General features: G+C 38.3%; 23 protein-coding genes. All 23 read right to left on the minus strand.

Annotated elements, in window-relative coordinates; all coding sequences use genetic code 11:
* Window positions 1-139: 139 nt before the first annotated feature.
* Window positions 140-1,006: a 2-oxoacid:ferredoxin oxidoreductase subunit beta gene (locus V7164_RS00060; protein ID WP_335353138.1), complete on the minus strand. Its 867-nt coding sequence runs from the start codon at window positions 1,004-1,006 to the stop codon at window positions 140-142.
* Window positions 1,007-2,740 (minus strand): 2-oxoacid:acceptor oxidoreductase subunit alpha, encoded by a 1,734-nt coding sequence (locus V7164_RS00065; RefSeq protein WP_335353139.1) that lies wholly within the window; start codon window positions 2,738-2,740, stop codon window positions 1,007-1,009.
* A gap of 329 nt (window positions 2,741-3,069) precedes the next feature.
* Window positions 3,070-3,330, minus strand: coding sequence for a stage V sporulation protein SpoVS (gene spoVS, locus V7164_RS00070; protein ID WP_009791522.1), 261 nt, complete (start codon window positions 3,328-3,330; stop codon window positions 3,070-3,072).
* A gap of 227 nt (window positions 3,331-3,557) precedes the next feature.
* A complete protein-coding gene (locus V7164_RS00075; protein WP_335353140.1) occupies window positions 3,558-4,355 on the minus strand; it encodes a TIGR00282 family metallophosphoesterase in 798 nt (265 codons plus the stop codon).
* Window positions 4,356-4,486: 131 nt separating this feature from the next.
* Entirely contained in the window at window positions 4,487-6,052 is a 1,566-nt protein-coding gene (rny, locus tag V7164_RS00080) for a ribonuclease Y (RefSeq protein ID WP_335353197.1), read from the minus strand.
* A gap of 290 nt (window positions 6,053-6,342) precedes the next feature.
* Window positions 6,343-7,383, minus strand: coding sequence for a recombinase RecA (gene recA, locus V7164_RS00085; RefSeq protein ID WP_335353141.1), 1,041 nt, complete (start codon window positions 7,381-7,383; stop codon window positions 6,343-6,345).
* Window positions 7,384-7,639: 256 nt separating this feature from the next.
* On the minus strand, window positions 7,640-8,893 hold the full coding sequence (locus V7164_RS00090; protein ID WP_335353142.1) for a competence/damage-inducible protein A: 1,254 nt from the start codon (window positions 8,891-8,893) through the stop codon (window positions 7,640-7,642).
* A 27-nt stretch (window positions 8,894-8,920) separates the two neighbouring features.
* Window positions 8,921-9,499 (minus strand): CDP-diacylglycerol--glycerol-3-phosphate 3-phosphatidyltransferase, encoded by a 579-nt coding sequence (gene pgsA, locus V7164_RS00095; protein WP_335353143.1) that lies wholly within the window; start codon window positions 9,497-9,499, stop codon window positions 8,921-8,923.
* Window positions 9,500-9,560: 61 nt separating this feature from the next.
* Complete coding sequence (locus tag V7164_RS00100; protein ID WP_335353144.1) at window positions 9,561-10,481, minus strand: helix-turn-helix domain-containing protein; 921 nt, start codon at window positions 10,479-10,481, stop codon at window positions 9,561-9,563.
* 18 nt (window positions 10,482-10,499) lie between these two features.
* Complete coding sequence (locus V7164_RS00105; RefSeq protein WP_335353145.1) at window positions 10,500-11,294, minus strand: DUF3388 domain-containing protein; 795 nt, start codon at window positions 11,292-11,294, stop codon at window positions 10,500-10,502.
* A 247-nt stretch (window positions 11,295-11,541) separates the two neighbouring features.
* The gene (locus tag V7164_RS00110; RefSeq protein ID WP_335345725.1) at window positions 11,542-11,799 is read right to left on the minus strand and encodes a DUF3243 domain-containing protein; all 258 of its coding nucleotides are present in this window, start codon (window positions 11,797-11,799) and stop codon (window positions 11,542-11,544) included.
* A gap of 102 nt (window positions 11,800-11,901) precedes the next feature.
* A complete protein-coding gene (ymfI, locus tag V7164_RS00115) occupies window positions 11,902-12,624 on the minus strand; it encodes an elongation factor P 5-aminopentanone reductase (RefSeq protein WP_335353146.1) in 723 nt (240 codons plus the stop codon).
* Window positions 12,625-12,715: 91 nt separating this feature from the next.
* The gene (gene yfmH, locus V7164_RS00120; RefSeq protein ID WP_335353147.1) at window positions 12,716-14,005 is read right to left on the minus strand and encodes an EF-P 5-aminopentanol modification-associated protein YfmH; all 1,290 of its coding nucleotides are present in this window, start codon (window positions 14,003-14,005) and stop codon (window positions 12,716-12,718) included.
* On the minus strand, window positions 14,005-15,285 hold the full coding sequence (gene yfmF / locus V7164_RS00125; RefSeq protein ID WP_335353148.1) for an EF-P 5-aminopentanol modification-associated protein YfmF: 1,281 nt from the start codon (window positions 15,283-15,285) through the stop codon (window positions 14,005-14,007). The genes yfmH and yfmF overlap by 1 nt, the downstream gene beginning before the upstream one ends.
* 206 nt (window positions 15,286-15,491) lie before the next feature.
* Window positions 15,492-16,436, minus strand: a complete 945-nt coding sequence (locus V7164_RS00130; RefSeq protein WP_438824695.1) for an ABC transporter permease — start codon at window positions 16,434-16,436, stop codon at window positions 15,492-15,494.
* A gap of 15 nt (window positions 16,437-16,451) precedes the next feature.
* Window positions 16,452-17,498: an ABC transporter permease gene (locus V7164_RS00135; protein WP_335353150.1), complete on the minus strand. Its 1,047-nt coding sequence runs from the start codon at window positions 17,496-17,498 to the stop codon at window positions 16,452-16,454.
* The gene (locus V7164_RS00140) at window positions 17,491-19,026 is read right to left on the minus strand and encodes an ABC transporter ATP-binding protein (protein ID WP_335353151.1); all 1,536 of its coding nucleotides are present in this window, start codon (window positions 19,024-19,026) and stop codon (window positions 17,491-17,493) included. The genes V7164_RS00135 and V7164_RS00140 overlap by 8 nt, the downstream gene beginning before the upstream one ends.
* Before the next feature lie 249 nt (window positions 19,027-19,275).
* Window positions 19,276-20,382: a BMP family lipoprotein gene (locus tag V7164_RS00145; RefSeq protein ID WP_335353152.1), complete on the minus strand. Its 1,107-nt coding sequence runs from the start codon at window positions 20,380-20,382 to the stop codon at window positions 19,276-19,278.
* Window positions 20,383-20,464: 82 nt separating this feature from the next.
* Window positions 20,465-21,190: a GntR family transcriptional regulator gene (locus V7164_RS00150; protein WP_335353153.1), complete on the minus strand. Its 726-nt coding sequence runs from the start codon at window positions 21,188-21,190 to the stop codon at window positions 20,465-20,467.
* Between the two features lie 251 nt (window positions 21,191-21,441).
* Window positions 21,442-23,778, minus strand: coding sequence for a DNA translocase FtsK (locus V7164_RS00155; RefSeq protein WP_335353154.1), 2,337 nt, complete (start codon window positions 23,776-23,778; stop codon window positions 21,442-21,444).
* 160 nt (window positions 23,779-23,938) lie between these two features.
* Entirely contained in the window at window positions 23,939-24,157 is a 219-nt protein-coding gene (locus tag V7164_RS00160) for a YlzJ-like family protein (protein ID WP_335353155.1), read from the minus strand.
* Window positions 24,154-24,903 (minus strand): ClpP family protease, encoded by a 750-nt coding sequence (locus tag V7164_RS00165; RefSeq protein WP_335353156.1) that lies wholly within the window; start codon window positions 24,901-24,903, stop codon window positions 24,154-24,156. The genes V7164_RS00160 and V7164_RS00165 overlap by 4 nt, the downstream gene beginning before the upstream one ends.
* Window positions 24,904-25,047: 144 nt before the next feature.
* A complete protein-coding gene (locus V7164_RS00170) occupies window positions 25,048-26,715 on the minus strand; it encodes a ribonuclease J (RefSeq protein ID WP_335353157.1) in 1,668 nt (555 codons plus the stop codon).
* Window positions 26,716-26,954 lie beyond the last annotated feature (239 nt).

A 26,954-nucleotide genomic window follows, 5' to 3' on the forward strand; every position in this document is an offset into this window, starting at 1 on the left:
TTGAAGTTTCACTTTATCTTATAGGAATATTAATAAATTGTACGTGACTATAATCACTATTTCATAGCCATATAATAAATTTAATCTTGAGAATAAAAAAGAAACCCAATAACTGGGTTTCTTTTTCTGCCAAAACTGCTTAAATAAATTCCTGAATTAATTTATCAAAGTGAGCCTGATCCAAATTAAGATCAGCTTGAGTTAATGGCTGCTCAGAGTAGCCTTTTAATAACTCTTGGTATGATTTGCGCTCGGTGTTTTGATAGATAAGGCCTGTTACAAGTCCATCATGCTTCATTAATGTTTGCATCGCCAGTTCACGGTTAGAAGAATCATAGCCTTCAACATCGCTAAGCTTTGTTAAGTTCTCTTTAAACCAGTCATATGTGTTCACTTTATTATAAGTTACACATGGGCTGAATACGTTAATTAATGAGAAACCATCATGGTTAATTCCAGCTTCAATTAAAGCTGTTAAGTCTTTAAGATCAGTTGAAAAGCTTTGGGCAACAAATGTTGCGCCAGCAGTTAAAGCCATTTCCATAGGAGCAATAGCTTGTTCAATTGAACCTTCAGGCGTTGATTTTGTTTTAAAGCCTGTGGCTGAACGTGGAGATGTTTGACCTTTCGTTAAACCATAGATTTGGTTATCCATAACAATATACGTAATATTAACATTACGGCGAATCGAGTGAATCGTATGTCCCATTCCAATAGCAAAACCATCACCGTCACCGCCAGAGGCGATAACTGTTAAATCTCGGTTTGCCATTTTAACACCTTGTGCAATTGGAAGGGATCGTCCATGAATTCCATGGAAGCCATATGAATTAATATATCCAGAAATACGTCCAGAACATCCGATACCTGAAATAACTGCTAAATTCTCAGGCTCTAAACCGACATTAGCAGCCGCACGCTGGATAGCCGCTTGTACAGAGAAGTCTCCACAGCCTGGGCACCAGTTTGGTTTTACATTATTTCGAAAATCTTTAAATGTTGCCATTTAGAACAACTCCTTGCAATTTGTGTGAATTTCATGTGGCAAGAATGGATTTCCGTCGTATTTTAACATTTTGTGAATCTTCTCAGCATGTCCGACGTTCATCTTCATAATATTTGCCAATTGCCCAGTAGCGTTGTTTTCAACCACAACGATCTTTTTAGCAGATTTTACGAGCGGCAATACTTCGTCAGTTGGGAACGGATGAATTAAACGAATTTGAGCATGGTTCACTTTTAAACCATCTTTCTCAAGACGTCCCATTGCTTCTTCAATAACTCCGCGAGTTGAGTTGAAGCCAACGATTAATAAGTCAGCCTCTTCATGTGGAGCATTTTTGTAAACAGGTGTATTAAATTTAATGTTTTCAATTTTACGAAAACGTTTATCCATTTGTGCTTTACGATTTATCGCAGATTCAGATGGCTTTCCTGTTTCATCATGCTCAACACCTGTTACATGGTGAATACCATTTTTCATACCAGGAATGACACGTGGTGAAACCCCATCTTCAGTCACTTCGTATCGTTTAAAGTAGGCACCCTCTGCCTCAGGTAAATCTCCAGTTTGAAGCTTTCCACGGCGTACTTCAACCTTATCTAATTCTAGCGGTTCAACTGTTTGTTTACCTAAAGAAAGCTGAAGATCAGAAAGAATAATAACAGGGCATTGATATTCTTCAGCAAGGTTAAATGCTTCAGCTGTATCATAGAACGCTTCTTGTACAGTACTTGGAGCCAAAACGATCTTTGGAATTTCTCCATGTGTACCATAAATCATAGCCATTAGGTCAGACTGTTCTTGCTTCGTTGGCAGACCTGTTGAAGGACCTCCACGCTGTGTATCAACAATTACAAGTGGAGTTTCAGTCATACCAGATAAACCGATAGCTTCCATTTTTAATGCTAGACCTGGCCCAGCCGAAGCAGTTAGAGAACGAACGCCGCCATAGTTAGCTCCGATAGCCATTGTAACAGCAGCAATTTCATCTTCAGTTTGAATAACAGCCCCGCCAAGCGGTGGAAGCTTCTTAATTAAATATTCCATTATTTCAGATGCTGGTGTTATTGGATAAGCAGCCATAAAACGGCAACCGCCAGCAAGTGCGCCTAGTGCGATGGCATCGTTACCAATCATAAATAAACGCTTTTTGCCATCAGCTTTTTCAAGCTCCATTAATTCTGTTGTTTCGCTAAGGTTTTCTTTCATAAAGTCAAAGCCTGCTTTAATGGCTTCCATATTTTTATCAACAACTTGTTGACCTTTTCGTCCAAAAATCTCTTGAACTACTTCTTCAAATACGTTAATATCTAAGTTCAGCACTGCGCAAGTTGCCCCAACTGCAACCATGTTTTTCATTAGGGATGTTCCTAGTTCAGTTGCTAATTCAGTGAATGGAACAGCATACATGGCCGCACTTGTATCTTCAGGCTTATTAGGACTGAATTTGGCATCCGCAATAATAACACCTTTATCATGTAGTTCCTTGTAATTAAGATCAATAGTTTCTTGGTCAAAAGCTACCAAAATATCAAGATCATCAGAAATAGATCTTACTTGTGTAGTACTGACACGGATTTTATTGTTCGTATGACCGCCTTTAATTCGTGAAGAGAAATGACGGTAACCATACAAATAGTAGCCTAAACGATTTAATGCTATTGAGAATATTTCTCCAGTACTCTCAATACCTTCCCCTTGTTGCCCTCCAACTTTCCATGAAAGTTGATTGATCATGACTTACACCCCTTTGGATACGTTAAGAAAATATATGAAAACGTTTTATTCAATTAGAATAGTACTCATCAAAATCATTATAAATAGCTCAAAAACCAGTCTAATGTTAGAAAAATGAATGGGTACTAAACGCTTTCAATTCTAGACCTAGTTCTTAAAAAAAGCAACCCTTTCAGACTAATTTTGGTGAAAATTTGAATATTTTATTTTTAAAATCAATATAATAATTAAGTTGATGCTATGTAAGCTCTTCAGCCTATTTTCAACGCAAAAAAAGACCTGTTTGCATTCATGCAACAGGTCATCTTTCATCAAAGATTCCGCATTTTTTATCTTGGCTCTACAATTAGTTTAATAGCAGTCCGTTCTTCCCCATCAATCTTAATATCTGTGAATGCCGGGATACAAATCAAATCCACTCCGCTAGGCGCGACAAACCCTCTTGCGATAGCTACTGCTTTAACCGCTTGATTTAGTGCGCCCGCACCAATCGCTTGGATTTCTGCGCCGCCTCTTTCTCGCAAAACACCTGCAAGCGCACCAGCTACAGAATTAGGATTAGATTTTGCTGAAACTTTTAATATTTCCATTCCTAGCTCCTCCTTGTTTTCCCCTCCCGCATGTTCATGACCATAACTTCCTAAAAGTCTTCTTTTGGAAATGAACATATCCGGTATAGATCATTCCATTGCTACTATATTCATTTCTCAATTCACATATTCCGGCTTGGACAAAATTATGGAATATTCCTTTTTAAAATCCAAAAAAATAACTGCATCTCATTTACCATTTTCGGCAATTAGACACAGTTATTCGTTTAAGAATAAAAGGGATGATCCTCATTAATTAGTATCGGAGTCATTTTCTTTGCTTTTCCGGTTTGATTTTCTATTTCAATAAGTACAGCACTTAATTGTGTACGCCCTTCTTTCGGGACTTCAAATCTGACAGGCAAGCTTGATATAAATCTTTTTAACACAGCTTCCCTTTCTACCCCTAATATTCCATCATATGGGCCTGTCATGCCAACATCTGACATAAAAGCAGTCCCTTCTGGCAAAATACGATGATCTGCTGTTTGCACATGTGTATGAGTGCCGATAACTGCGGTAACTCTTCCATTTAGGAACCAGCCCATTGCTTGTTTTTCACTTGTTGCTTCTGCGTGAAAATCTACAAATATAATGGGTGTTCTTTTTCGAGCCTCCAGAATCAGTTCATCTGCTTTTCGAAAAGGACAATCTATCGCAGGCAAAAAAGTTCGCCCTTGCAAACTGATAACGGCCACTTCGATTGCATTATATTTTAAGTAAACAATTCCTTTACCTGGGTTTCCTTCTGGGAAGTTTGCAGGACGCACCAAATATTTCGCGTCATCAATAAAGTCAAATATTTCTTTATTATCCCAAGTGTGATTGCCAAGTGTAACTGCCTGTGCTCCGGCTTCCAGGAAACCACGGTAAATCTTTTCAGTAATTCCTTTGCCTCCTGCAGCATTTTCCCCATTGATAATCGTAATTTGTGGGCGGTATTTTTCCTTTAGTTTAGGAACGTATTCCTTTATCATGTCTCTTCCTAAAGAGCCAACAACATCCCCTACAAATAATATGTTCATATATTTGTCCCTTCTTTGCTAATTTCTTCTGTTTATGCCTCAATAGGCAATTAATGTTTATATTCCCATTCTTTCTTAAGTTTATTTATGAATTTTGTTTGGAAAAAAATAAAGCGATGCTAAGCACCGCTTTATTTTGCATATTCCACGGCTCGTGTTTCACGAATAACCGTAACTTTTATATGTCCTGGATAATCAAGCTCTTCTTCGATCTTCTTACGAATATCTCTCGCTAGACGATGGGCTTCAAGGTCATCAATTTGTTCTGGTTTCACTAATATACGAATTTCTCGTCCAGCTTGGATGGCAAATGACTTTTCAACGCCATCATAAGATTCTGAAATCTCTTCAAGCTTTTCAAGACGTCGAATATAATTTTCTAATGTCTCTCTTCTAGCCCCTGGTCTTGCTGCTGAAAGAGCATCAGCTGCAGCTACTAGAACGGCAGTAATCGAAGTAGGCTCAGTGTCCCCATGATGTGAAGCAATACTGTTAATAACGATTGGGTGCTCTTTATATTTCGTTGCAAGCTCAACCCCAATTTCAACATGGCTTCCTTCCACTTCATGGTCAATGGCTTTACCAATGTCATGAAGCAAGCCTGCACGTCTTGCGAGTGTCTCGTCCTGACCTAGCTCTGCTGCAAGTAATCCTGACAATTGTGCTACTTCCATTGAATGCTTTAATACATTCTGGCCATAGCTTGTCCTGAATTTCAGGCGGCCGAGAATTTTAATAAGGTCCGGATGAAGTCCATGCACACCTACTTCAAAGGTTGTCTGCTCACCTATCTCTCGGATATGTTCATCCACTTCCCGGCGTGCTTTATCAACCATTTCTTCAATGCGCGCAGGGTGTATACGACCATCTTGAACAAGCTTGTCTAAAGCTAAACGGGCAGTCTCGCGACGAATCGGATCAAATCCTGATAAAATGACTGCTTCTGGTGTATCATCAATAATAAGATCAATTCCTGTGAGCGTTTCAAGTGTACGAATATTTCGGCCTTCACGGCCAATAATCCGTCCCTTCATTTCATCATTAGGCAAGTTAACTACAGAAACTGTTGTTTCTGCAACATGGTCCGCTGCGCATCGTTGGATTGCCAGTGACAAGATATCCTTCGCCTTCTTATCGGCTTCCTCTTTCGCTCTAATCTCGCTCTCTTTAATCATTATAGCTACATCATGAGCCACTTCCTGCTCTACACGCTCTAAAATGATGGACTTAGCCTCTTCACGAGTTAAGCCTGAGATACGTTCTAGCTCAGCTTTTTGTGATCGTACCATCTCGTCCACTTTGCTTTCCATCTCTTCAATATGCTGTTGTCTTTTGTTAAGAGAATCGTCCCTCTTCTCTAAAAGTGTTTCACGTTTATCTAACGTTTCATCTTTACGATCAAGATTTTCTTCTTTTTGCAGTAAACGATTTTCTTGTTTTTGAAGCTCATTTCTTCGATCACGAATTTCACGCTCCGCTTCTGTGCGAAGCTTGTGAATCTCATCCTTTGCTTCAAGTAAGGCTTCTTTCTTTATAGCGTCTGCTTCCCGCTTGGAGTCTTCCAATATCTGCTCTGCAGAATTCTTGGCTCCTGCGATCTTTGCTTGAGCAATGGACTTACAAACAAAATAGCTAACAACTGCACCGACGAATAGGCCAAGCAAACTGGAGATGATGATTGCTGTTAATAGTTCCATCATTTCACCTCCTCTTGCTATGAACTTTTTTGTGTTACGTTTCTAAAGTGTCGGCATGTATATTGTCCCATTCAACATACAGCACAAAGGCTTTTCAACGTTTTCATTCATTATAAAATGTAAAATATACATTTTTAATTGTAAAGGTGTGGAATTTCATTGTCAAGGCTTTGTCGTTGCGGCGCTAGTTATTATGCATATATCTTTGGAATTTTCTTTAATCATAATAAAAAGCAAAGCCACTTAATCTGAACGGCTTTGCTTACTCTACGAAAAAATGTCATATATCATTAGTCAATTAGTTGAAGTTCCTCTTGTCCCTCGTCATCACTAAGTGATTTTACACTATCAAGTCCATAGTGCTCACGTATTTGATTTTGAATTTGTATACGAATATCTTTATTTTCCTTCAGGAATTGCTTGGCGTTTTCACGGCCTTGTCCTACACGCTCCTCATTGTAAGAATACCAAGAGCCGCTCTTTTGGACGATATCAAGCTCAGAGCCTATGTCAATAACTTCGCCTTCCTTAGATATTCCTTCCCCATACATAATATCCACTTCTGCCACGCGGAACGGAGGGGCAACTTTATTCTTAACTACTTTAATCTTTGTTTTATTTCCCACAATATCAGTGCCCTGTTTTAATTGTTCAGCACGGCGTACTTCTAGACGGATAGTTGAGTAGAATTTAAGAGCACGTCCACCTGGGGTAGTCTCAGGATTTCCAAACATGACTCCTATTTTTTCACGGATCTGGTTGATGAAAATAGCAATCGTTTTGGATTTATTAACTGCACCTGAAAGTTTACGCAGTGCCTGAGACATTAAACGAGCTTGCAGGCCGACATGGGCATCTCCCATCTCCCCTTCAATCTCCGCTTTTGGAACAAGAGCTGCAACAGAGTCAACGACCAGTATATCTACCGCACCGCTTCTTACAAGGGCCTCAGCGATCTCTAATGCTTGTTCGCCTGTGTCAGGCTGAGAAAGAAGCAGTTCATCAATATTTACCCCAAGCTTTTGTGCGTAAACAGGATCAAGGGCGTGCTCTGCATCAATAAACGCTGCTTGTCCTCCAGTTGCTTGCACTTCTGCAATAGCATGTAATGCCACTGTTGTTTTACCTGAGCTTTCAGGTCCATAAATTTCAATGATTCGGCCCCGAGGATAGCCGCCTACTCCAAGTGCTGCATCCAATGCTAGTGAACCACTTGGTATAGTAGATATTTGACGATCTGTTTGCTCCCCTAGCTTCATAATTGAACCTTTACCAAATTGCTTTTCTATTTGTTTTAATGCCATCTCAAGTGCTGCTTGACGATCGCTCATTTTTCTTCCTCCTTTATCTTAACAAAAACACATTTGTTTATATTTGATCTAAAAACCTATCTTTACTATAACTGTTTTCCATTGGTTTGTCGAGAATAAATTCGAACATTCATTCGTCTTTTTTTACTGCTTAGTATGAAAGATAATGATATTTTCACTAGCGGAAATTAATATTTTCATAGTGTTTATTGTATAGAAAATGAAATTATAGAAAGTTGTCTAACATTTTATTGCGAGAATTAAAAAACAGAATGCCTTAATTGACATTCTGAATTGCTTTGAGGTGCCTCATTAGAAAGTAGCAGCCATATTTTACACTTCTGACCCGAATGGCTTCCCTTGTACCTCCTAAATTTAACTTTTCTGCAGTTAGTAGCTTCCCCTTCAAATAAATCCCTATAAAGACAGTGCCAACAGCCTTGCCTTCAAGTTCATCCGGACCTGCTACACCAGTTAAGCTGATCCCTATATCCGAATTCATCAGAGCCGCAACATTTTCAGCTAGTTCCATTGCACATTGTGCACTGACGACTCCTTCTTTATGAATGGTCTCTTGCTGTACATGAAGTACATTTGCTTTCACTTCATTTGTATAGCACACAACTCCTCCCTTTAAAAAGGAGCCAGCACCTGGAATGGATGTAAATGTCTGTTGAAACATTCCCCCAGTTAAGCTTTCGGCGCAGCTAATAGTTAAGCCATTTTCTTTCATTAATTTAATAGTCTCATTCATAAGAGAAGTATCATCATAGCCATAAAAATATTCTCCCACACGAGAGAGAATGGCTTTCTCTGTTTCATCCAATAATTGAAGAGCCGTTTCCACCTGCTTATGCTTCGCTGTAAGTCTGAGCGTTACCTCTCCATCGGAAGCTAAAGGGGCTATAGTTGGATTGGATTGGGAATCTATTAAATCCTCTATTTCTGTTTCAAGCAAGGCTTCCCCAATGCCGAAAAATCTTAAAACTCGCGACACAATGACATCTTCTTCATAAAGCTTTGAGCGCAGAAGCGGGTACCCATGCTTTAGAAACATCGGTTCCATTTCCTTAGGCGGCCCTGGAAGCAGCATATACAAATGCTTGTTTGTATCAAGAAACATTCCAGGCGCCATTCCATGCTCATTTGGCAATACTTGTGAACCTTCCAGGACAATTGCTTGCTTTTTATTATTTTCAGTCATTACCCGATTTGAACGTTCAAAATAGAGTTCGATTAATTTAAGAGCTTGATCATCCATAATCAGCTGCTTGTTCAAATGATTAGCTATCGTTTCCTTCGTTAGATCATCTTTCGTTGGTCCTAAACCGCCAGTAAAAATAAGAAACTCAGAGCGGTTTTCGGCTATTTCAATTGCAGACTTTAGACGCTTTGGATTATCTCCAACAACTGTATGATAATAAACATTAATGCCTAAATCAGCTAGCTGCTGCGACAAAAACTTAGCATTTGTATTTACTATTTGACCTAGTAATAGTTCAGAACCTACAGCAATGATTTCTGCATTCATTCGGGACGCCACCTTAATTTACGAAATCTATTTTGAATTAGAAAATACTTGCTTATTTTTTATGAAATAATCCCAGCCAGACCAAATCGTAAAGATCATGGCAATCCAAAGGGCTATATCAGCAAACGGAATAGAGAACATTTCAAATATAATATTATGTAAAAGCAAAGCTGAAATTGCCACTATTTGTGCCCATGTTTTGATTTTCCCTAACATGTTTGCTGCAACTACTTCTCCCCCTTCAGCTAGAAGAAGACGTAATCCAGTAACCGCAAATTCACGGCTAATAATGATAATCACGATCCATGATGGAGCAAATCCAAGTTCCACAAGAACGATTAACGCAGCAGAAACTAGCAGCTTATCTGCCAATGGATCAAGGAACTTACCAAAGTTTGTTACGAGGTTAAGCTTCCTTGCGTAATAGCCATCCACCCAGTCTGTAGCAGAGGCAAAAATAAAAACTAATGCTCCAATTAAATGCGTCACGGGAAGCGTTGTCCCAAGCAAAGTCACCTCACCCCACGAGAATGGCACGAGCATAATAATTAAGAACAAAGGGATAAGGCAAATTCTTGAAATTGTAATTTTGTTAGGTAGATTCATGATTTACCTCCAGTTTGTAATAAGCGATGAGTAAAAGTGAAAAATAGTCATCAAAAGATGACTATTCGTTGCTCGTTAAGTAGCGAATGGTAATATTCTGCGTCACAACCTGAGCGGGATCAATGGCAAAAGTAATTTTTTCATCATTCACATAAATCTCAGTTTCTAGGGAGTTCCCAATGATAAGCGCAGCTTCAGTCTCTTTTGAAAAATCGAGAAGCTGACTTTCAGTGTCACCTTTTGTTAATGTTCCTTGGTAGAAAGAGGTTCCCTTTCCATTTTTGACACTAACCCATGTTTTCCCAGTCGAAACAACCTTCAATTCAAACTTATCTGCATTTTTTAGTTCATATATTGAATTTTTGCCGCTAGTTTCAACGACAGTAAGTTCTTGCTTCGGTGCAGGAGGCGTTTCCTCTTTGGCTTCATCCTCTGTTGCCTCATTTTCTTCATCCGCTTTTGAAGATTCCTTATCAGAGTTCGCATCGGAATTAGCATTAGAATCTTTGGAGAAGTTTTCTGATTCTTCAAGACGCACTTGCTCATTTCCGCTATTATCTGCGAGATCCTTATCTTCATTTCCATCCCCTTTTTGGGTGACGAAGTAATAAACAACAGCTGCTGCACCTATAATAAATACAGCAATTAATATTTTCGGAAGAATATCAAATACCTTTGAACCACCTGAAGTAATATCTTTTCTTGATTGCACTCTAGACAATTTTTCAGGAATATCCTCATTTATTGTAGAAGGAATTTCTGATTTATACTGTTCAAATAGCTCTTCCGGCTGTAGGCCTACCGCTTCTGCATACTGTTTAATGAAAGCCCGTATATAGAATTGCCCAGGCATCATACTATAATTTCCTTCTTCAATACCAATTAAATACCGCTTTTGAATTTTAGTGGCAACTTGCAAGTCATCAAGACTTAATCCTTTAGCCAATCGGGCTTCTTTTAACTTTACCCCAAGTTCTGACAATTTTTAACACCTTCCAACTTACGAAAAATCAAAGCCTCCAAAATCAGATTCGGAGATCATTTTGGTTTTATCGACAATATCATATTTTATTTCCTCTTCAGGATCAGTGCGAAGCTCAATTATATAATCGAAATCTTCAATCGAATACTCTGTGTTTTCCACAAAAATATCTGGATGCTCAACCACTTTTACAGCATTCATACTCATAATTTCACGCACAAGCTGCCAATGGCGTTCGTTTGCTCTTCTAGAAGAGACAATCCCGTCAATAATAAATAGATTATCTTCGTTATACTCATCATGAATTAATTGATTGCGAATGGTTTGCTTTAAAAGAGTTGAGGAAACGAATAACCATCGTTTATTGGCACAGACACTTGAAGCCACAATTGATTCGGTTTTTCCTACACGAGGCATTCCTCTTATACCTATTAGTTTGTGCCCTTCCTGCTTAAATAATTCTGCCATAAAGTCAACTAATAGTCCAAGCTCGTCCCTTACAAAACGGAAAGTCTTTTTGTCATCCGCGTCTCTTTGTATGTATCTTCCATGTCGAACAGCTAAGCGGTCCCTTAATTTTGGTTTACGGAGTTTAATCAATTTTATTGTATCCATTGTATGTAAAATTGACTCTAGCCGAACAATTTGTTCATTGCTTTCTGCTAGAATTAATAGCCCTCTGCGGCCTTCATCAACACCATTGATCGTAACAATGTTTATGGAAAGCATACCTAAAAGGGAAGAAATATCACCAAGCAAACCGGGTCGGTTCTTTTGGATTTCATACTCTAAATACCACTCTGTTTTACTCAAAATTAATAACCTCCTTAGTACCGTTCCTAAACTTCCCTTTACGTTTAAGAGGTTGAATATGAAAGACCTATTTGTCCTCTTTATCAATACGCCCCTTTATAATAAATGATTTCGAAGAAAGATGAAAGGAAAAACAAAGCAGAACATCGTAAAAATAGATTTTTAATCATTTTCAAAATATACATAGAGATTAATTCTGTAAAAAGCATAAAAAAAAGAGAGGGTGCTCCTCTCTTTTTTTCATATATTATTGTGTTCCGTTGTTCTCAACCAGTTTAACCATAACATTCGCAATGGCCATCTGTTCATCCTTATCAGCAACGGACCATAAATCAGAGAGAATTCTCTGCTGTTCATTTTTCGGATCTACTTGTTTCGCTAAGTAGTCACCGATTTGGTAGGCAAGATCATTAACGGTGTCTTTATTCATTCCCTGCTGCTGTCCCTGATCTAGACGATCGCCTAGAAAGTCTTTCCATTGCTGCCAATTTTCAAGTACAGACATGAATATATCCTCCTTTAAAAACTGTGTTGTACACTATAGTACATAGTTATTTTGTTTATTGGAGAGAAAAAATATTCATGATTTCTTCGGCAATCCATTTGATTAAGTATACCAACCGCCATTTACGGCAAGTACTTGTCCAGTAATATAGGACGATTTTTCTGATAGAAGAAATGAAACAGAATCAGCAATATTTTCAGGTGAAGCGAGTCTCCCCATTGGAATTTCATTTTTTAGGGATTCAAGCTCATCAAATGAAAAGCCCTCTATCATAGCTGTTTGCACGGCACCTGGCGCTACAGCATTCACTCTAATACCATTAAAGGCCAGTTCCTTGCTTAACGCTTTGACAAACGATATTTGGGCTCCTTTAACAGTGGAATAGGCGACTTCACAAGCAGCTCCTGTTTGACCCCATATGGAAGAGATGACGATGATGTTTCCGCTTCTTTTGGCCAGTAATTTAGGCAGTAATTGCTTCGTAAGCATAAGTGGTGTTGTTACATGAAGGTTGATCAGCTTTTCTGCCATACTGTCCTCAAGCTCATATAGAAGACCGTAATGGCTTATACCGCTATTATGTATAATGGCATCAATGGAAAAAATATTTTTTACGAGCTTTTTATAGCCACTTTTTGAAGATAAATCTGCCTGGATTGGAATATACTCTCCGCCAAATGCTTTAAGCTGCACCATTAGAGTTTCAATTGCCTTTTTATTCTCATGATAATGCAAATATAAATGATAGCCTTCAGCCGCTAATTTAGCTGCAATCGCTTCCCCAATTCCACCGCTTGCTCCCGTAATTAATGCATATTTCCTCATCCTGTTCACTCCATGCTCTATAATAAAAAGGAAAGAAAGCGCCAACATGAAAGGCGCTTTCTCTTTATTATCGTCCTAATGTTTTTGTTAATCAACCTTTCGGAACAACTTGACAAACAGAAAATCTGTCTTCTGAAATAAAATCACTTGCAATACTTTCAATATCTTCTATTTTTATCGCTTCAAGGGTAGCGACAACATCAAATAAATTCATTTCATTAAAGGCATATCTTGTAAATTGATTCGCAATATATTCCGGAGAATTTATGGCCCGCAGAAATGCGCCAATCTTTTTCTTTTTCGTTCGTTCTAAGCTCGCTTCTGAAATGGCTCCCTTTTCCTTCATTTTTAAAAGAATATTCTTTAACGATTCAGCAAGCTTTTCTGGATCATTTGTATCACCGCCAACCATAGCAAACCCGAAACTTTTTTCCTGGGTATAATCAAACGAAAACGTATCATCAATTAGCCCTTGATTATATAAAGTACTATAATGGTCAGAGCTTTTACCAAACATAATATCCAGCATGACGTTTAAGCTTAGCTCTGTTTTCAATAATTCCTGGCCGGACTTATTCACATTCTTTGCCTTTATGCCTACTAAACATTTGGATGTTTGAACATTCATTTGCAAAACTTGTTTTTTCTTAGCGACCTGTTCAGGTTCTTCTTCGAATTTACGATTTATTTCCGGCAATTCCTTGTAATCTTTAGATGCTTGGTTATCCTTAATTTGTTTCATAATATTGTCTGGATTTACAGGCCCTACAATAAATAATAGCATATTACTTGGGTGGTAGAACGTATGATAGCACTCATAAAGCAGATCTTTCGTAATATGTGAAATCGTTTCAATCGTACCAGCAATGTCAATTTTTACAGGATGTTGCTGATACATATTTTCAATTAAACCATAATACAATCGCCAGTCAGGATTATCATCATACATAGTAATTTCCTGTCCAATGATTCCCTTTTCTTTCTCAACAGTTTGTTCTGTAAAGTATGGATATTGAACAAAGTCAATTAATGTTTCAAGATTTTGTTCTACATTTGATGTACTCGAGAATAAATAAGCTGTTCTTGTGAAAGAAGTAAATGCATTAGCAGATGCTCCCTGCCTGCTAAATTGCTGAAAGACATCTCCATCTTCTTTCTCAAATAGCTTATGCTCTAAAAAGTGGGCAATCCCATCGGGAACTTTTACATATTCATTTTTTCCTTGAGGAAGGAAATGGTTGTCAATAGACCCATATTTCGTTGTAAAAGTTGCATATGTTTTATTAAAACCCGCTTTTGGCAGGATGTACACATCTAAGCCATTTTCAAGTTTCTCAAAAAACAATTCTTCCTTCAGCTGTTCAAATGTAATTTTTTCCATTACATTCCTGCCTCCTTCCCAGTTAAGAAATATATCGTATCTAAAGTGATCTTTTTGGCGACTGCAACTATATCTTCCTTTGTAGCCAGATCCATCTTATCCATCCAATCCTGAATGGAAATATCTTTCTGAGATACTACGTTATGATAAAGGACCTCTACTATTCCTCTAGATGTATCAATAGTCTCCAGCAGCTGGTTTTTAATTACAGCCTTCGTCTGTTTTAATTCTTCCTCTGTGAAATCACCATTTTTCATCGCCTCAATTTGTGCATGTATAATGCTGACAGCCTGATCATAATTTTTATTATCAATTCCTGTCATCACCATTAATAATCCTTTATGGCTCTCCAGCCTGCTTGCCGCGTAATAAGCAAGACTCGCTTTTTCCCTTACGTTGATAAATAGTTTGGAATGTGAAAAACCTCCAAATATTCCGTTATAAACTTGTAAAGCATAGTAATCCTCGTCCCCATATACAATATTTGTTCGATAGCCAATATTTAATTTTCCTTGCTTTACATCTTGGTTTTCGATTACCTCATGAACATCATTCTTTTCTCTAAATGCAGAAGAATGGATAAGCTGCGGAGTTCGATCAACAAATTGCAATAGCTCCTGTGCAAATGCCTCTACTTCTTCCACATTTACGTCCCCAATCACGTAAAGATCCATCTCGTCCTGATTTAAAGAATTCTGGTAATATTCGTAAAGACTCTCTGGAGTAATTGGGTCAACGTCTTCTTTTTCTCCATGAACATGCAGTGAGTACGGCTCCTCTTTACACATTTCTTGAACGAGACGAAAGTTGGAATAACGCATTTTATCGTCATATACAGATTGAATTCTTTGTTTTAATGTCCTTTTTTCATTCTCCACAGTATCTTTATCAAAAGCATTTCCTTGAACATTTGGTTTCGTTAAAATCTCTGATAAAAATTGAAATGCTTCCTTTAAAAGGGGTGTACTGTCAGATAAAAATTTTTCATTAGCAATTTCCAATGAAAAACTAATAATGTGGTACTCACCTTTTTTCGATAGGTCTACATAAAAAGTCGCTCCATAAAGCTCATCTAAATAAGAACGTAGCTTCCCAGTAGAAGGATAATTTTCACTGCTGCTCTGCAGTACATATGGAAGTAAAGCCCTAAGAGTAGCAAATTCTTTATTTAGCGGGGCTTTCATCTTCCAAACTATAGTATTTGTTTTGTATTTTTCGGTTTTTACAATATGAAGTTTATAGCCATTCATCGGTTTAACGGCTTCTGATAAAATTTCCATATTCTGTCCTCCCAATCATCCTGTAAATATTATTTGCTTTACTATCATATGTAACTTAATAGTGGTTATTTTCCTCAAACTTTTTGAATTAAATCTTATTCTAAATATAACTTGCCCTAATTCCTTATATCAAGTTATTAACTTAAATGGAAATTGTGATACCAGATACGAAAAAAAAGACCTCTAAAAAAGAGGTCTTAAGCAAATTAACGTGAACCTTTAATATATGGGACACCTGATGCTTTTGGCGCATCAGCACGTCCGATAAATCCTGTTAAGGCTAGAATCGTTAACACATATGGAGCGATTAATAAATAGACATTCGGAATATTTTCCAAGAATGGCAAGCTTGATCCGATAATACTTAAGCTTTGAGCGAATCCGAAGAACAAGGCAGCGCCCATTGCCCCAAGTGGATGCCATTTACCAAAAATCATTGCGGCTAATGCCATAAAACCTTGACCGCTAATGGTCGCATGGCTAAAGTCTGAAGTAATCGATTGAGCATAAACGCCTCCGCCGATTCCGCCTAGCGCACCAGAAAGGATAACCGCAATGTAGCGAATTTTTGTTACATTTATCCCCATTGTATCAGCCGCCATTGGGTGTTCACCGACAGATCGTAATCTTAATCCGAATGGGGTTTTAAAAATAACATACCACGCAATAAAGGCAACAATGATTGCTACATAAGAAGTGTAGTACGTATTTGAGAAAAACAATCTTCCTATTAGTGGAATATCACTTAAAATGGGAATATCAATCTTATGAAAGCCTTTTTGAATAGCATCAGTTTGACCTTTATCATAAATAAACTTAACTAGAAACAATGCTGCTCCGATAGCCAATAAATTTATTGCAACACCGGAGACAACCTGGTCCGCTCTAAATGTAATTGATGCAACTGCGTGGAAAACAGAAAGTAGTGCACCAATAACCATTGCCGCAAGTAACGAAACCCATGGAGTCAAGCTTCCAAAAGTGCTTGCGAACGTTAGATTAAAGACAATAGCCGTAAACGCACCGATAACCATTAATCCTTCAAGCCCAATATTTACAACACCTGAACGCTCTGAAAAGGTTCCGCCTAATGCTGTGAAAATAAGTGGTGCGGCCCAAAGCATTGTTGAGGGAATAATGATTGCTAACATATCGATGATGCCCACTTACTTCACCCCCTTTTTACCAATACGATCAATGAAGATTCTAATCATATAACTAGCTGCTACAAAGAAGACAATTAATGCAATAATAATATCAACAAGTTCATTTGGAACGCCTGCTTCAAGTGGCATATTTAAGGCCCCTACCTTTAAAGCACCAAATAATAGAGCCGCTAAAATAATGCCGATAGGTCCGTTTGCACCGAGCAAGGCTACAGCAATTCCATCAAATCCTACACCTGTGAACCCGCCCTTTACCGCTGTATAGCCAAATGTGCCAAGCCCTTCCATTGCGCCGGCTAGTCCTGCAAAGGCACCTGAAATCACCATTGATAAAATAATATTAGAACGAACATTCATACCGGCATATTCAGAAGCATGCTGATTAAAACCAACTGATTTTAATTCATACCCTCTAGTCGTTTTTTCCAGAATAAACCACATTAACAATGCACAGAAAAGAGCAATTACGATACCCCAATGCAAGCGGGAGAAATCTGTTAGACCTTCGAGAAAAAGGGAACGCAAAGAAGCAGTTTCATGGATATTTGGTGTGCGATCACTCTTTTCAGAAAAAACCGAACGAACGAAATAGTTTGATACATGTAAAGCTACATAGTTTAACATAATCGTAACAATAACCTCATGGACACGGAAACGGGCTTTTAAAAATCCAGGGATAAATGCCCAAAGTGCTCCAGCTGCGGCAGCAGCTAAAACAGCTAAAGGCAAATGAATAATCTTCGGAAGGTCAAATGCGAACCCTACCCAAACGGCTGCAAGCCACCCAACTATTAGCTGTCCTTCTACCCCAATATTAAACAATCCTGTTTTGAATGCAAAAGCAACGGCCAATCCAGCAAGTATTAATGGCGTCACCTGTCTAATGGTTTCCCCAAAATAATAAATATCACCGAAGGCACCGTCCCAAAGTGCATAAAATGCTTCACCAGCATTATAGCCAGTAGCAATCATAATAATGGTTCCGGCAATTATCCCTAATAGAACAGCTAAAAGGGGAACAATCATATTTTTCAAGCGATTAGACATCTGCTTTTTCACCTGCTTCCTTCCGTTTCGAACCGGCCATTAACAATCCTAATTCTTGTTCTGTTGTTTGTTTTGGATCAACAATGGCAACAATTTTTCCTTCATATATAACAGCAATGCGATCACTCACATTTATAATTTCATCGAGTTCAAAAGATAAGAGCAAGACTGCCTTACCTTGATCACGCTGGTCAATAAGGCGTTTGTGAATAAATTCAATTGCACCAACATCTAACCCTCGTGTAGGCTGGGCTGCAATAAGCAAATCTGGATTACGGTCAATTTCACGGCCGATGATTGCCTTTTGCTGGTTCCCGCCGGACAAAGCCCGGGCTAATGTAAATTCACTTGGAGTTCGAACATCATATTCTTGGATTAATCCTATTGCTTTTTTATATATTTCTTTAAAGTTTAATACCCCATTTTTTGAATAGGGCTGTTGATAATAGGTTTGCAGAACCATATTTTCTCCGATTGGAAAATCGAGTACTAGCCCATGCTTATGACGATCCTGGGGAATATGGCCTATCCCAGATTCCGTCACTTTTCTAGATGGTTGATTTCTAATTTCCTTGTCATTAAGCTTAATGGAACCACTTTCAGATTTTCTTAGTCCTGTAATAGCCTCAAGTAATTCTGTTTGTCCATTCCCATCTACCCCAGCAATTCCTAATATCTCACCAGCTTTAACTGTAAGACTTAATCCTTCTACAGCTGGGAGTCCGCGTGAATCCTTAACATGCAGATCATGAATAACCAGAACATCCTGTTCGGGCTGTGCTTCTTTCTTTTCCGTCTTAAATTCAACTTCACGGCCAACCATTAAGCTGGCAAGCTCATTGGGGTTTGTTTCGCTGACATTAACCGTTCCAATGCCAACGCCCTTACGAATAACGGTTACTCGATCACAAACCTCCATAATTTCTTTCAATTTATGGGTAATTAAAATGATTGATTTACCTTCATTAATTAATGCCTTCATGATTTGGATTAACTCATGAATTTCCTGCGGTGTTAATACTGCAGTCGGTTCATCGAAAATAAGAATTTCTGCACCGCGATATAATGTTTTTAAGATTTCAACCCGCTGCTGCATCCCTACAGAAATATCAGCAATCTTAGCCTTAGGATCAACTGCCAAGCCGTATTTTTCAGAGATTTCTCTTACTTCTTTTTCAGCTTTTTTAATATCAATCTTTCCGCCTGCAGTCGTTTCTTTTCCAAGAATGATATTTTCCGTAACCGTAAAAGGGTCAACAAGCATAAAGTGCTGATGCACCATCCCAATTCCTAATTCATTTGCTATATTAGGATTTGTAATTTTTACAGGTTTTCCATTAACGCGGATCTCACCTTCTTCGGGCTGATACAATCCAAACAGGACGTTCATTAGCGTTGATTTTCCAGCACCATTTTCACCTAATAATGCATGAATTTCACCTTTTTTTAATTGAAGGGTGATGTTGTCATTCGCCACAATCCCTGGAAATTCTTTACGAATATTGAGCATTTCAATTACGTATTCCATTATTTTCACTCCTTGCTCAAGATAAAAGGAAAGTATTTGTTGTAAGATGTCAGACTTTTTCAAACTTAACGACGTAGTTTAATAAAACCTTAAGTGAAATGTAGAAGTTTTTTTTCTACACTTCAATTAAGTTTCCATTGAATTTAAAAAAGGAATAAGGGGCCGGTTTACCAACCCGCTTATTCCTCAGTGAATAGTAGATTTACATTTTTTTAGTATAAGAAATTGACTAGTTCCACCGCAATCTACTTATTGAGCTTTGAAATTTTGTAGCTCATCTTTAGTACCAGGAACTGTGATGTCACCGTTCTTAATTTTTTCTGACCATTCATTAACGGCAGATTCGATATCAGCCTTGTTAGAGACTTCTTCATTGATTGGCGCTAAATTCACACCTTCCTCAGCTAAACCATATACTAATGTTTGGCCGCCAGGGAAGTTGCCAGCCTTTGATTTTTCAGAAATATCGATTACAGCAGTTTTTACACCTTTCATAGCAGATGTAAGGATAACGTTATGGTTTTTGCCATCAATTTCAACGACACCTTCTAAAGTCTGATCAGAGTCAACACCAATTGCCCAAATCTCTCTTGCAGGATCTTTCTTCTTAAGGTCTTTTGCTTCAGTAAATAAACCATTACCAGTACCACCAGCAGCGTGGAAAATTACGTCAATACCTGAAGAATACATTTGTGCAGCTGTCGTTTTTCCTAGTTCAGCTTTGTCAAAAGCTCCAGTATAGTGAACGTTTACTTTAATGTCAGGGTTTACTGATTGTACACCAGCTAAGAAGCCAGATTCAAAACGCTCAATTACTGGAATTTCCATTCCGCCAATAAAGCCAATTTGATTAGATTTAGTTGCCTTTGCAGCCGCTACACCAGCAAGGAATGCCGCTTCTTGCTCTTTAAATAGAACGCTTACAACGTTTGGCTGTTCAACAACACCATCAATGATCCCGAAATGAGTATCCTTTTGCTGCCCAGCAATTGTATTAATATCTTCTACCATTAAGAATCCAACACCAAATACTAAATTAAATCCTTCACGAGAAAGTTTATTTAAGTTAGTGGAGTAGTCAGCATCTGATTTAGATTGCAAATAGTTGTATCCGCCTTTACCTTCTTCAAGTCCGTTATTCTTACCAAACTCTTGAAGACCTTCCCATGCTGATTGGTTAAAAGATTTATCATCTACCCCACCAACATCTGTTACCATTGCAACAGAGAAAGCACTTTCATTTGTTTCTGTTTTAGCTGTGTCGCCTTCTTTTTCTTCCGACTTTCCACAAGCACCTAAAATTGTTCCAGCTGCTAGCACTAAAGATAGCGCTAAACCAAATTTTCGCTTCTTCAAGGTATTGACCCCCTATAATTTTAATTATCTGATAGTAGAAAAGCCTTAGAGCTACTAATAGCTTATTTTTCCTAGGAGTGAACTATAACCTTTTCCTAAGAACATGGAAACTAAACTTATCAGCTCTAAAATAATTGACCGAATACAGAATGGGCTCATCCGTTTCATCATAATGCATTTGCTTAAGAACGAGCAAAGCAGTTTCAGGATCACACTCTAAGATTGGGGAAACTTTTTCATGATAACCTAGCGGTACAATTTGGGTGATTGCGTATGTTATTTTTCGATTTGCCTTTTCTTCCAGTAAATTCAATATTGATTCCTGCTCATGTGAGAATGTATCAGCAAGAATTGGAACTGGAATTTTATCAATACAATACACAACAGGTTCACCGTTGGCAGTTCTTACCCTTTCGATCACAATAATTTCCTCTTCCTCAGAACATGAAAAACGGCGAATATCTTCTTCAGTCGGTCCCATTGTAGATGAACTTAAGAAAATGGTTCCTGGATTCATTCCTGCATTCAATATCATGTCAGTAACACTATTTAACTGTTCAATACCTGAGGTAAATAATGGCTTTGCATTTACAAAAGTCCCAACTCCATGCCTGCGTATGATAACGTTTTCTTCTTCAAGAATACGAAGCGCTTCACGAAGAGTTGCTCTGCTTACGCCAAGTTGCTTGGCAAGATCAAATTCTGAGGGAAGTTTTTCTTTTTCTTTATACTTTCCATCATCAATGTCTTGTTTTAAGCGATCAATCACTTGTAAATATAAATGCCGGTTATCTGACTTTATGGACATGCAGTTTCCTCCAACCAATTTTCTCGGAGACATCAGACCTCTGATGTTCAATCTTTCCTACTAATCGAAAATACTATAACACTTTTTAGTTAATAATGAAATAGAAATTATTAAAAAAATAGTAAAAACGCATCATACAGTAGATAGACTCTCATTATATTATAATTATATTAGTATAACACATTTAACACAAAACTTTTTTTCTGCCAAAAAGACCCGTTTTAAATAAAACGAGTCTTTCAGAAAAGTGTCTATGAACTTGCTTCTTCAGATGGCTTGCCTAACAGTACAGCTCGCGGCTTACTGCCTTCATAAGGACCAACGATTCCTCTTGCTTCCATTTCATCAATAAGGCGGGCAGCCCGCGTATAGCCAATTCGAAATCTGCGCTGCAGCATTGAGACAGAAGCTGTTTGCATTTCTAAAATAAGCTCAACTGCTTCATCGTACAGGTCGTCATCAACTTCTGATGTTGTTTCTGGGATCTCATCAGGAATCATCTCTTCTTGGTATTGTGCCTTTTGCTGTTCAATAACAAAATTTACTATATCCTCAACTTCCTCATCTGATAAAAAGGCACCTTGAATACGAACAGGCTTAGATGCACCGACTGGTAGGAAGAGCATGTCTCCTCTGCCTAGTAATTTCTCCGCTCCACCCATATCAAGAATCGTTCTTGAATCAGTCGCAGATGAGACAGCAAAGGCAATCCGAGAAGGAATATTTGCCTTAATAACCCCTGTAATAACATCAACTGAAGGGCGCTGGGTAGCAATAATTAAATGTATTCCAGCTGCACGTGCCATTTGAGCAAGCCTTGTGATCGCATCTTCTACATCAGAGGATGCCACCATCATCAAATCCGCAAGCTCATCTACAATCACGACAATGTAAGGCAGCAGTGGCTGCTGTGCTTCTTCTTCCGCATTGTGTTTTTTTACATAGTCATTATAGCCTTCAATATTTCTTGTTCCTGTATGCGAAAATAGCTCATACCGTCTTTCCATTTCATTGACAACTTTCTTTAACGCCTGTGATGCTTTTTTAGGATCTGTAACAACTGGAGCAAGCAAATGAGGGACCCCATTATACACGTTTAATTCAACCATTTTGGGGTCGATCATCATTAATTTCACTTCATGAGGTTTTGCCCGCATTAGTACACTTGTAATTATTCCATTAATGCACACACTTTTTCCGCTGCCAGTTGCACCAGCTACTAATAGATGGGGCATTTTATTTAATTCTGCTTGGACCGATTCCCCTGTAATATCACGGCCAAGGCCAATTAATAGCTTTGAATCTGGTCTCTCATATTGGTTTGCTTCAATGACTTCTCTAAGTGAAACCATTGCGACTTCAGAATTGGGTACTTCAATCCCTATCGCAGATTTCCCTGGAATCGGAGCCTCAATTCTAATGTCTTTTGCAGCAAGTGCCAAGGCCAAATCATCGTGCAAACTAACAATCTTACTGACCTTTACTCCCACATCGGGATGGACCTCATATTTCGTTACAGCTGGACCGAGGTGAACTTGAGTTACTCTTGCCTTTACGCCGAAGCTTTGAAAAGTTCTTTCAAGCTTTGCTGCATTTGCGTGTATTAATTCATATTCACCGCTTTGATCTGTTTGTCTAGGCAGCTTCAGCAGATTAATAGGCGGCAATTCATAATCCACATTTTCAACTTCATTAAATGTGATAGGTGGTCCTGAATCCGAATCTGATTGGTTGTCCATTCTTTTTGCCGTTTCTTTCTCTACCTGTTTATTTTGTTCATAGTTAGCCTTTTCAATAAAACTAGAAATAATAGGTTCCGGCTGTAAATCTTCCTTTTGCTCGACCGCACTATTAATTTTAATAACGGGTTCTGTTCTATTCTCTTCCTCTACTCTGCTTCTACGTTCTTTTGCCTTTTCACGCCTTGAGACTCTTTTTTCTTTACGGTTTCTGTTCCATTCATTCATATCATGAATGAATGCATTCCATTGATTTTTTATAAATTTTCCAATAGCAGTTAGAAGCTTTCCAAATGCCTCCCCAAAGGTTTTGCCAGTTACTAATGTAATTCCAATGATAATCAAGATTAGAGCAATAAATTTTGCCCCGGCAACATCAAATAAATAGAAGAATACGGCAATGAGGATGGCGCCTATCATGCCACCATATAATTTCTCCGTGCTCGTTTCACTATTCCTTACCATCTCAAGCATTTCAAAGGTTTGTTTGATTACACTAGGGTTTTGTACCTTTCCGCTATTTGTTAATAATTCGATATGGGTAGTATGGCTAAGTAATAGAATAGAGCAAATAATTAAATAACAGCCTACCAATTTAGTGCTGAAAAAATGGGGCAATGTCCTTTTCCACATAATATAACTAGCAAAAACAATCATGCCCAAAATCCCTAAGATATACCAATCTCCCATAAAAAACTGGAAAAATAGAACGGTCCAATCCCCTGCCTTACCAAGCTTTGCCATTGCTATTACCCCTAAAGCAAGCAGGACGAGACCAATTAGCTCAAACTTAATAGTTGATTTAATATTTTCTTTTTTTCTAGAATGTCTTCGCTTCTTTTTGGCCATTTTATCACCCTGTATTATCTTCTTATTTCCATCTTAAACAATAGATTAATGAAACATGCACGGAATCTTATGTAAAAAGTTAATATTATGTATTGAAAGAAGAAAGCAGCCATAATTTGGCTGCCCTGAAATTAAATCTATTATAACACACTGCCCTCATTCACTGTAATGTTAAAGTGATTTTTGCTCCTGGAAAACATGCTTCATTCATAAAGTGTGCAGGATCACTGCTCATAATCCGGATAACTGTGCCGGTTTGCCCATCATCTATATTCACTAGCATTGGAATCCCCTGGTAAGATATGACTTTTTGTTTTTCAAATTCACTTTCGTTTGTTTGATAAATAAGCTCCTGTGGCATCATTGTATAGAGAATCATTGGACTATCCCTTCATTCTTCTTTTTATTAAGGTCTATCAGCTCATTTAACCGTTTCATTGCTGGACCAATTCCGCCCACGCTATCGATTAATCCGCTCTCAACAGCCTCTTTCCCTACTACATTCGTGCCAATGTCTCTCGTTAAATTTCCTTTAGCAAACATTAATTCTTTAAAATATTCTTCGGAAATATTCGAATTCTTCGTAACAAAATTAATGACCCTCTCCTGCATTTTATCTAAGTATTCAAAGGTTTGTGGCACTCCGATAACTAAGCCAGTCAATCTAATCGGATGGATGGTCATTGTCGCGGTTTCCGCAATAAAAGAATGGTCACATGAAACAGCAATCGGAACCCCTATCGAATGTCCTCCGCCGAGCACAATAGATACCGTTGGCTTTGATAAGGAGGCAAGCATTTCAGATATGGCAAGTCCCGCTTCAACATCTCCGCCCACTGTGTTTAATATTACTAAAAGCCCTTCAATTTTTGGGTTTTGTTCAATTGCGACAATTTGGGGAATGAGGTGCTCGTATTTCGTTGTTTTATTTTGTGGAGGCAGTTGAAGATGCCCCTCTATTTGACCAACAATCGTTAAACAGTGAATCTTTGAGTCCTGGGATAGTTGCGGAACATTCGTTTGCCCTAACTGTTGAATTTTCTCAATAAGAGCTGAGGATTGTCCTTCCTTCGGCTTGTCCTGCTCTTCATTTTCAGAGCCGCTTTGTTTCAAGTCATTGTTCATTTCTTTTTTCTCCCTTCAAACCAATTTAAAGAACAAAATCCATATGAGTTTAGTATGGTCTTTGGGAGTATTTTCATTCGGTGTTAGTTTATTGCTTATTAATAATATAAAAAGCACAGCTGCTTGAGCTGTGCTTCCTAAGTTCTAAACTTCCATAATAATCGGTAAAATCATCGGTCTTCGTTTTGTTTTTTCATATAGATACTGATTCAATACATCTCTCATATCTTGCTTAATTCCTGACCAATCGAAGGTTTCTTTTGAAATGTTTTTTTCGACAGTTTCTCTGACCTTCTTTGTAGCCTCAATTAAAAGTTCCTCAGATTCTCTTACATATACAAATCCTCTGGAAATAATTTCAGGTCCAGCACATATGCTTTTTTCCTTTTTATTCAAGGTCACAACGACAAGTAATATCCCATCTTGAGAAAGAAGCTTTCTGTCTCTTAATACAATGTTCCCGACATCTCCGACTCCACTTCCATCAATTAGAATATTGCCTGATGGAATGCGGCCAGCGGGGCGAATCCGGCCTTCTTTTATTTCTGCAACCTCGCCTTTTTCAGGGATGAAAATTTGATCATTCGTTAAACCGCTTTCCAAAGCAACTTTGGCATGTGCCTTTAACATGCGATATTCGCCATGAACAGGAATAAAGAATTTCGGCTGCATTAAATTAATCATAAATTTAAGCTCTTCCTGACTTCCGTGGCTTGATGTGCCAAATGCACCCTTTCCTGAAATCACATTTGCTCCTGCACGAAAAAGCATATCAATAGTCTTAAAAATGATTACCTCGCTCCCTCTAATCGGGAAGGCAGTTAGCATGACAGTATCACCCTGTTTAATATTGATCTGCTTATGAAGCTGCTTGGACATTTTTTGCAAAACTTCAATGGGCTCTCCCTGGGATCCTGTTAGTAGAATGACAATTTCATCATCCGGATATTGATTGATTTCAGAAATGGGAATGATTAATTCCTCGGGTACTTGTAAATACCCAAGCTGAAGTGCGATATCGCAAGCTGATTGCGAGAATTTTCCAACGACCGCAACTTTTCTTCTGCTTTTATAGGCAGCATCAAAAATATGCTGAATTCTTATTAAATCAGATGCCAAAGATGCAGCGATGATTCGACCTGGAGCATTAAAAAAGGCATCTGTTACTTGGCTGACTACTTTGGCTTCCGATTGGGTATGACCCGGTTTATCTGCCTCTGTACTGTCGGAAAGCAAGCAAAGAACACCATCTTCACCGATTCTCGCCATTTTTCCTATCTCAGGCTTGTAATTAGAAGCCGCTGCTTGATCAAATTTAAAATCCCCAGTGTAAACAATACTTCCCTCTGAAGTATGTATACAAATTCCTACGCTGTCTGGAATGCTATGGGTCGTATGAAAAAATGAAACGTCCGCAGATTGAAACTCGATCTTAGAGTCCGAATGAATTTCCACAAAACTCATTTGACCTTTATATTCCTGTTCCTTCATTTTCGCTTTTGCTAATGCCAGCGTCAGCTTCGTACCATATACAGGAACACTAAGATCTCTTAATATATATGATAGGGAACCGATATGATCTTCATGACCATGTGTCAAAAAGATTCCTTTAACCCTTTCTTTATTTTGAGCGAGATAAGTGAAGTCAGGTATGACAATATCTATTCCGAACATTTCATTTTCCGGTATCATGAGTCCTGCATCTAAAACAAATATGTCTTCATCTACCTCCACGAGGTACATATTCTTGCCAAATTCACCCACTCCCCCCAGTGCCACAATCTTGATGCTTTCATTCTTTCTATTGTTCAATGTTAAAATCCTCCTATTTTCAGTTGCCCGACCTTAGATCAGTTACCAATATTATACTTGAAGAAAGAAAACTATGACAAGAAGAAAAGCGGAAGCGCCTTCGGAACAATCAAAGGACAATTGTTCCTGCGATGATTATTCGGAGAAGCTTTCCTTGTGCCCACCCCCGACAAGCACAAGACGATCTTTTCGAAAAGGTTGCCTTTTACCTTTTTGGAAAGATTGGCTTGTGACCTCGA

This window comes from Bacillus sp. JJ1474 (assembly GCF_036965225.1).
In the GTDB taxonomy this organism is placed as follows: domain Bacteria; phylum Bacillota; class Bacilli; order Bacillales; family Cytobacillaceae; genus Cytobacillus.